This is a genomic window from Streptomyces sp. C, from assembly GCF_000158895.1.
Classification (GTDB): Bacteria; Actinomycetota; Actinomycetes; order Streptomycetales; family Streptomycetaceae; genus Streptomyces; species Streptomyces racemochromogenes.
The window spans coordinates 2,749,990-2,757,683 of sequence record NZ_GG657750.1 but is presented as its reverse complement, the minus strand read 5'-3'; the positions used below and the strand labels follow the sequence as shown (position 1 = coordinate 2,757,683).

At 74.9% G+C, this 7,694-nt stretch carries 5 protein-coding genes, 1 tRNA gene and 2 pseudogenes; 7 read left to right on the top strand and 1 reads right to left on the bottom strand.

All coding sequences use genetic code 11. The features are described 5' to 3' along the window. Nucleotides 1–384: 384 nt before the first annotated feature. On the top strand, nt 385–906 hold the full coding sequence (locus SSNG_RS12195) for a phospholipase (RefSeq protein WP_042800906.1): 522 nt from the start codon (nt 385–387) through the stop codon (nt 904–906). 274 nt (nt 907–1,180) lie between these two features. On the opposite strand, the gene SSNG_RS12190 is transcribed toward SSNG_RS12195, so the two are convergent. Continuing rightward, nucleotides 1,181–1,253, bottom strand: a tRNA-Arg gene (locus SSNG_RS12190). 323 nt (nt 1,254–1,576) lie between these two features. Between SSNG_RS12190 and SSNG_RS12185 the strand changes: the two are divergent. The 6 genes and pseudogenes from SSNG_RS12185 to SSNG_RS12160 all read left to right on the top strand — a co-directional run. Next, nucleotides 1,577–3,199, top strand: a pseudogene (locus SSNG_RS12185) (dynamin family protein). Nucleotides 3,200–3,203: 4 nt separating this feature from the next. Beyond that, on the top strand, nt 3,204–3,422 hold the full coding sequence (locus tag SSNG_RS45250) for a hypothetical protein (protein WP_007264127.1): 219 nt from the start codon (nt 3,204–3,206) through the stop codon (nt 3,420–3,422). A gap of 123 nt (nt 3,423–3,545) precedes the next feature. Further along, nucleotides 3,546–5,196 (top strand): annotated as a pseudogene (locus tag SSNG_RS12175) (YfjP family GTPase); the annotation flags it as partial. A 99-nt stretch (nt 5,197–5,295) separates the two neighbouring features. Further along, nucleotides 5,296–5,703, top strand: coding sequence for a single-stranded DNA-binding protein (locus tag SSNG_RS12170; RefSeq protein WP_007264125.1), 408 nt, complete (start codon nt 5,296–5,298; stop codon nt 5,701–5,703). A 69-nt stretch (nt 5,704–5,772) separates the two neighbouring features. Beyond that, nucleotides 5,773–7,146 (top strand): thioester domain-containing protein, encoded by a 1,374-nt coding sequence (locus SSNG_RS12165; RefSeq protein ID WP_007264124.1) that lies wholly within the window; start codon nt 5,773–5,775, stop codon nt 7,144–7,146. 32 nt (nt 7,147–7,178) lie between these two features. Next, nucleotides 7,179–7,694 (top strand): phosphatase PAP2 family protein (locus tag SSNG_RS12160; protein WP_007264122.1); only part of this gene is annotated, 516 nt, incomplete at its 3' end.

The window sequence follows — 7,694 nt, the reverse complement described above, 5'->3', positions numbered from 1 at the left end:
ACCTGCTTCTGCAGGGCGTCCGTGACCGGGTTGGGCGGCAGGTTGGGCAGCGCGAAGGCGGCCAGGGCGAGGACTCCCGCGACGGCGGCGGCGATGACGAGCGGACGGCGGTTCATACCCATAAGTGTTCGAGCCGGGAGTCACACGCGCGTCCCTCCCCGGTATCAACCTCGAATCTGCCGGAGGTCGGACACGGCGTCATACCTGAGAGGGGTGCGGTCCAGGGGGAACCGGGCCGACACGTAGGCGTCCGGGCCGCGTTATAGGGGCGGTAGGGGTCGGGGATATGGCGTGCTCCGAGGGTGAGTCCCGACGCCGCACCGGGAGTTGGACCGGGCGGCCCCGTCGCCCGCTCGCCCCGCCGCCCCCACTCGGAGGAATGCCATGCGTCGCCGCCTCGTCCCCCTGCTCGCGTCCGTGTCTGCGGGCCTGCTGGCCCTCGCCACCCCGGCCTCGGCCGTCCCGGCGGACAAGCCGCAGGTGCTGAGCGGCTGGACGCAGACCAGCGCCTCCAGCTACAACGCCTGGGTCGCGGCGCGCGGCAGCCAGGGCAACTGGGCCTCGTACGCCTTCGACTGGTCGACGGACTACTGCTCCTCGTCCCCCGACAACCCCTTCGGCTTCCCCTTCCAGACGGCCTGTGCCCGCCACGACTTCGGCTACCGCAACTACAAGGCGGCCGGCACCTTCTCCGCCAACAAGTCCCGGCTGGACGACGGCTTCTACGCCGACCTGAAGCGGGTCTGCTCGCAGTACTCGGGCGTCAAGAAGGGTTCCTGCGACAGCACGGCCTGGACGTACTACCAGGCGGTCAAGGCCTTCGGCGTCTCCCCGCAGGACGCCCCGGCCGACGCGGCCCCCGTCGAGCCCGCCCCCGCGTCCGCCCCCGCCTCCCAGGCCGGCTGATCCAGGACCCGGACCCGACCCGACCCCGTTCGGTCCGGAGCCGGACCCGACCCGGACCCGATTCGGTCCGGAGCCGCCCCGCACGCCGTCCCGCCCGAACAAACCCCCGTCGGGCGGGACGGTGCTCTTCCGGTTTTCGGCCTTCCGCTTTGCGGGTGCAAGGATCCCGCAAGGGTCCTGTCGAGTGAATTTCCGCCAATCGCGGACGCCGCGACGACCGCCCTTCGAGGCGGCCCGGACGGCCCCGGGAAACCCCGGGGAGGGTGGAAGGAAGTGCCCCCGGCAGGACTCGAACCTGCGGCCAAGCGCTTAGAAGGCGCCTGCTCTATCCACTGAGCTACGGGGGCCGGAAGGTGACCGTGGTGGCCTGGAGCCCCTTGGTGGGGGTGGGACTGCGGTCCGTGCCGGGTCAAGGATAGGGCTCCGGTTGCCTTGTCCCGGTTGCTTCACTCGCGTGCCACGTTGTGGAGGTTCGGTGAAGCGGTCCCGATAATCGCAGGCAGGTGCGATTCTCGCACCGCTTTTGCGCCGCGTCGGCCTGGGTGTTGTGCACTCGTTATGCCTGCGTCCCACTCGTCCGCCGTGTCCATGATGTCCCTCAGGAGTCGCGGTCGGCGCGCAGAGGGCGTATAAGCTTCAAAAATGGTCCCAAATTGGGCATTCTTCGCATGTGGTGACCTTGGATGTTCGGCCTCAGCTGCTCGATGCCCTGTCCGCCCTGCGCGACCGGGTCGCGTCCGTGCGTCTGCCGCTGCCCCTGCCCGGCGCCCCACGCGCCCGCCAGACCAGAGCAGAGCTGCTCGCGCAGCTCGACGACTACCTCGTCCCCCGGCTGAAGGCGCCCGAGGCGCCGCTCCTCGCCGTCGTCGGCGGCTCCACCGGGGCCGGTAAGTCCACCCTCGTCAACTCCCTCGTCGGCCGCCAGGTCAGCGAAGCCGGAGTGCTGCGCCCCACCACCCGCACCCCGGTCCTCGTCTGCCACCCGGACGACCACCACTGGTTCGCCGGGATGCGGATCCTCCCCGACCTCATGCGCGTCTGGGCGCCCCAGCAGGACGAGGAGCTGGTGCCCTCCTCCAGGAAGAACCGCGGCCGCGCCTCCGGCCACCCCGGCGCCACCAGCGAGCTGCGGATCGAGACCGTGACCACCCTCCCGCGCGGCCTCGCCGTCCTCGACGCCCCCGACATCGACTCCCTCGTCGTCGAGAACCGCACCCTCGCCGCCGAGCTGATCTGCGCCGCCGACGTCTGGGTCATGGTCACCACCGCCTCGCGGTACGCCGACGCCATCCCCTGGCACCTGCTGCGCACCGCCAAGCAGTACAACGCCACCCTGATCACCGTCCTCGACCGCGTCCCGCACCAGGTGCTCGCCGAGGTCTCGCGCCAGTACGGGGCACTGCTCACCCGCGCCGGGCTGGGCGACGTACCGCGCTTCACCGTGCCCGAACTGCCCGAGTCGGCCGGGGGTGGCGGGCTGCTGCCGGCCAGCGCCGTCGCGCCGCTGCTGGCCTGGCTCACCCACCACGTCCACGACCCGGCCGCCCGGCAGACGCGGTCGGCCGGACCGCCCTCGGCGCCCTTCCTCCCTCAAAGCGCCGCATGCCGGAGCTGGCCTCCGCCGTCGCCGCGCAGCACGCCGCCGCGGTCCGGCTGACCTCCGCCGTCGAGGACGCGTACCGGCAGGAGGGGCAAGCCCCTGTGGTGGATTCTCGACAAGGGCGCCGTGCTCGCCGGCGACGCCCTCACCCGGTGGCGCGGCTACCCCCTCGACACCAGCGCCGACGAACTCCTCGACTCCCTCGCGGAATCCCTCGCCGCGCTCCTCCAGTGCGCCGTCGCCGCCGCCGACGAGCGGATCGCCGAGGTCTGGCGGCGCGAACCCGCCTCCGGCGCGGTGCCGCTGCCCGCGCCCGACCGGGAGGCGGCGGAACGTATCGGCATGGCCGTACGCCGCTGGCGGCGCGTACTGGAGGAGCTCGCCGAGGAGGAGGTCGCCAAGCTCGACAAGCAGCCCGCGCCCGACCCCGACGGCGTCGCCGCCCTCCTCGTCGCCGCCCTCCTCGGCGGCAAACGGGCCCGCCCGGCCGGGGAGAAGCTCGCCGAGCGGATCGGCGTACAGGCCGCCGTACGCCTGCGCGACCGCGGCGGCGAACTCGTCGGAGACCACCTCGACCAGGTCCTGCGCGCCGAACGGGACCGCCGGCTCGCCCCCCTCCAGGCGCTCGAAGTCACCCCCGAACCACAGGCCGAGCTGATCGCCGCGCTGTCCGTACTTCAGAAGGAGAGGTGACGCGGTGACCGCCGTGACCGACCGCGACCGTGACCGCGACCACGCCGGCGACCGGTGGGACGACGGGTTCATCGCACGCTCGCGCCACCGGGCCGGCCGCAAGGGCGGCCCGCGCGGCAGCGGCGCGCGCGCCGGCGACGCCCTCATCGACGACGCCCTCCTCGACGCCGCCCTCCTCGCAGGCGGCCTCGACGACGAGGCGGAAGGCGGAGCGGTAGGCTGACGGGACGGCGCGGGCACCGAGGACGACGACGGCGGCGACGAGGCGATCGTGCGGGCGGTCTCCGGCGCCGGCAGCGACGGCGGCAAGGCGCCCGCGCCCCCGCTCAGCCCCGAGGCCCAGGCCCTGCGGACGCGCCTCGACGCCCTGCGCCAGCTCGTCGGACTGTCCCGCACCCGCCTCGACGGCAAGACCCTCGCCGAGGCCGGACGGGTCCTCGACGAGGCCGCCGCACGCCGGGGCCTGTCCCCCCAGCACACCGTCGTCGCCATCGCCGGAGCCACCGGAAGCGGCAAGTCCACCCTCTTCAATTCACTCGCCGGAGTGCAGATCTCCGAAACCGGACTGCGCCGCCCGACCACCGCCGCCCCCATCGCCTGCAGCTGGTCCGACGGCGCCGCCGGCCTGCTCGACCGGCTGGAGATCCCCGGACGGCTGCGGCGCCGGCCCCGCGAGACCCCGGAGGCCGAGATGCTGCGCGGCATGGTCCTCGTCGACCTGCCCGACCTGGACTCGGCGGTCGGCGCCCACCGGGAGCACGTCGACCGGGTGCTGGCACTGGTCGACGCCGTGGTGTGGGTGGTGGACCCGGAGAAGTACGCGGACGCCGTCCTGCACGAGCGGTACCTGCGGCCGCTGGCCGGGCACGCCGAGGTCACCTTCGTCGTGCTGAACCAGGTCGACCGGCTCCCCGGCGACGCCGCCGACCTCGTACTCGACGACCTGCGGCGGCTGCTGGACGACGACGGGATCGCCCTCGGCGAGCACGGCGAGCCCGGCGCCACCGTCCTCGGACTGTCCGCCCTGACGGGTGAAGGCGTCGGGGAACTCCGCGAACTCCTCGGACAGTTCACCCAGGAGAAGGGCGCCGCGACCCGGCGGATCTCCGCCGACGTCGACCGGGCCGCGCTGCGCCTGCGCCCGCTCTACGTCGCCGACGGGCACTCCGGACCCTCCGGGCCCGAGATCGGCGAGGCGGCCCGCGCGGAGTTCGAGGACCGGCTCGCGGAAGCGGTCGGGGCGTACGCGGCCGGCCTCGCCGCCGAGCGGGCCTGGCGGCGCAACGCCGGCAAGGCCTGCGGCACGCCCTGGCTGCGGCTGTGGCGCTGGTACGAGAGCCGGCGGGCCCCCCGCTCGCTCGCGTCCCTGGCCCTCATGTCGGCCAGGGGCCGCGGGCTCCGGCGCGGCCGCGGCCGCGCCCCCCGAGGAGGAGGTGACCGCCCGCCAGCACGTGGAGCAGGCCGTACGGACCGTCGCCGACGAGGCGGTCGTCGGCCTGCCCGACCCCTGGGCGCAGGCCGTACGGGAGACCGCGGTGCGCGGTGCCGAGCGGCTGCCGGAGGCGCTGGACGAGCTGGCGGTGACCCTGGGCGCGGCCGTCGCCGTGCCCGGCGCGAAGCCGCCGCGACCCGCCTGGTGGCCGGTCGCGGTGCTGGCGCAGGCGGCCATGACGCTGGTGCAGATCTTCGGCGGCCTGTGGCTGGTCGGGCAGATCGTCGGGGTCCTGGAGCCCGAGCTGCTGCCGCCCGTGCTGTTCATGGTCGCGGGCATCGTCGGCGGGCCGCTGGTGGAGTGGGCCTGCTCGATCGCCGCCCGGGGTCCGGCGCGCAGGTACGGCCAGGACGCCGAACGGCGGCTCAGGCAGGCGGCGGCCGGCTGCGGCCGGGCCCGGGTGCTGGAACCGGTGGCGGCCGAGCTGCTGCGCTACCGCGAGGTGCGCGAGCAGTACGCGGCGGTCGCCGCAGGGGGGACGAAGTTGTCCACAACCCGCCAGTAATCCACAGGCCGGAGCGGGGTGCCGGGGCCCGGGGCCAGCATGGTCGTACCTCGTGCGGATGGTCCGCACGGGTACGGAGTGCGGGGGAGGGCGGCCGGGATGAACGACACCCTGGTGACGCTGGTGGGGCACGTGGCGACGCAGATCGACTTCAAGGAGACGGTGACCGGTCCGTCCGCGAGATTCCGCTTCGCCGTGACCCCGCGGTACTTCGACCGGCGCACGGAGACCTGGACGGACGCCCCCACCAGCTTCTACACCGTGTGGGCGCGCCGGGTGCTGTGTATAAAACAGGCCAGTTCCGTCTCGGTCGGGGAACCGCTGGTGGTGCACGGGCGTCTGCGGGTCCGGGAGGACCCGCCCGACGGCGAGGGCGTCCGCTGGTTTTCGGCGGACATCGACGCGATCGCCGTCGGACACGACCTCACCCGCGGAACGGCGGCTTTCCGCAGGGTCGTCAAGACGGACACCCCACTGATGGGCCCTCAGAAGGCGGCGGTGGTCTGAGTGTTCGAGGCAGCTAGGATTCCCCGGTACTCACGGGCACCTTGGTCTTCGGCCCCGAAGAGGAGAACTGTGCCGATTGCTGTTCCCGCATCCTCCGCATCCTCCGATCCCCGCGCGGCGTCCACCGCGTCCGCGGGCGGGCCGGCCTCCGCGTCCACCGTCCCACCCGAGGCCGGACCGGTCCGGCCGGAGGTTCCGCTTCCAGCCGGTGGCGGGCCCGGTGCTGCCGCCGGCGCCGCGGGCTCCGTACGCGGCTCCGTACGCCGGCCCCTGGCGGCGGCCCTCCTGGCCGCGGCCCTCACCGCCGCGCCCGGTGCCCGCGCCGCGGCGGACTCCGGCACGGCCGCCGCCGGCCGGGCCGCCGGGGGCGCGAGCGCCGTGCTCGACGGCCTCAAGACGTACGGGCAGGCGGTCCTGCGCGCCGGGGACGGCTCGGTCCGCCAGATCCCCGCCGGGCTGTACGAGATGCGGGTCGACGGCGGCGGCATGCTCCAGACGTACGGAGTCGGCGTCGCGGGCTACGCGCAGCCCCAGGCCCGGTACACCGAGAGCGGCTGGGGCGGCAGCCCCCTCGCCCAGAACACCGACGCGGGCGGCCGGATCCGCTGGGTCCTGGAGCACTCCTACCCCCAGCACAACGACCTGGCCGGGCTGGCGAAGGCGGCCGGGGCCGGAGCGCTGACCGCGGAGAGCGCGGCCGCCGGGACCCAGGTGGCGATCTGGCGGCTGGCCGACGGTGCGCAGGTGGAGGCGGCCGACCCGGCCGCGGAACTGCTCGCCGACTACCTCCAGCGGGAGGCCGGGCGGCTGCCGGAGCCGCCGGCGTCGCTGGGCCTGGACCCCGGCCGGGTGTCCGGTCCGCTGACGGGCGCCGTCGGCACCCGGCTCGGCCCGGTGACCGTCCGGACGGGCGCGCAGAGCGTCACCGTCAGCCCCGACGCGGCCGCCACCGCCATGGGCGTGCGGGTGGTCGACTCCGAGGGGCGGCCGGTGACCTCCGCGGGCAACGGCAGCCGGCTGTACTTCGAGGTGCCCGCCGGCACCCCGGACGGGACGGCCTCGGTGACCGTGCACGGCTCGACGAAGGTGCCCGTCGGGCGGGTCTTCACCAGCGGGATCCCGGCCGAGGCGCAGATCGTGGCCGGCTCCAGCGAGTCCGCGGCGGCCGCCACCGCCACCGCGGTCTGGCCGCAGCCGCCGGCCGTCCCGGCGGGCACGGCCGGAGCCGTGGGCCAGCTGGCCGGCGCCTCCGAGGTGGCGGTGGCCGCCGAGTCCGCCACGGCCGGGTCGGACTCCCCGGACGAGGAGCGGCTGGCGACCAGCGGCAGCTCCGCGGCCACCCCCGTCATCGCCTCCCTCGCGGTCGGGCTGGTGGTGCTGGGCGGCATGGTCGTCCTGCTGCTGCGCAAGCGGCCGTTCGAAGGGGAGGACGGCGAGGGCTGATTCCGGGCGGCGGCGCGGGGTAAGCGCGAAGGGTGACTGATCAGCATCAGAAACTGACCTGGCGGGGCACCCTCGCGGCCTGGGACCGACGGCTGTTCGACCTCGTGGCACAACGGCACTGGCCAGGGGCCGAGCGGGTGCTGCCCGCCCTCGGCCGGGCCGCGAACCACGGGGTTCTGTGGGGCGCGACCGCCGCGGCGATCACCGTCGTCGGCTCCCCCCGGGCCCGCAAGGGGGCGCTGACCGCCGCCGCCTCGCTGGCCCTGGCCTCGGCCACCATCAACACCGTCGGCAAGTGGTCCGTGCGCAGGCCCAGGCCGCTGCTGGAAGGGGTGCCCGTGGCGCGGCTGCCGGCCGTGCCGCCGTGGACCACCTCCTTCCCGTCCGGGCACTCCGCCTCGGCCGCGGCCTTCACCGCCGGCCTCGCACTGGAATCCCCCGGGTGGGGGGCCGCCGTGGCGCCGGTGGCCGCGTCGGTGGCCTTCTCCCGGGTCTACACCGGCGTGCACTACCCGTCCGACGTGCTGGCGGGCGCGGCCCTCGGGGTC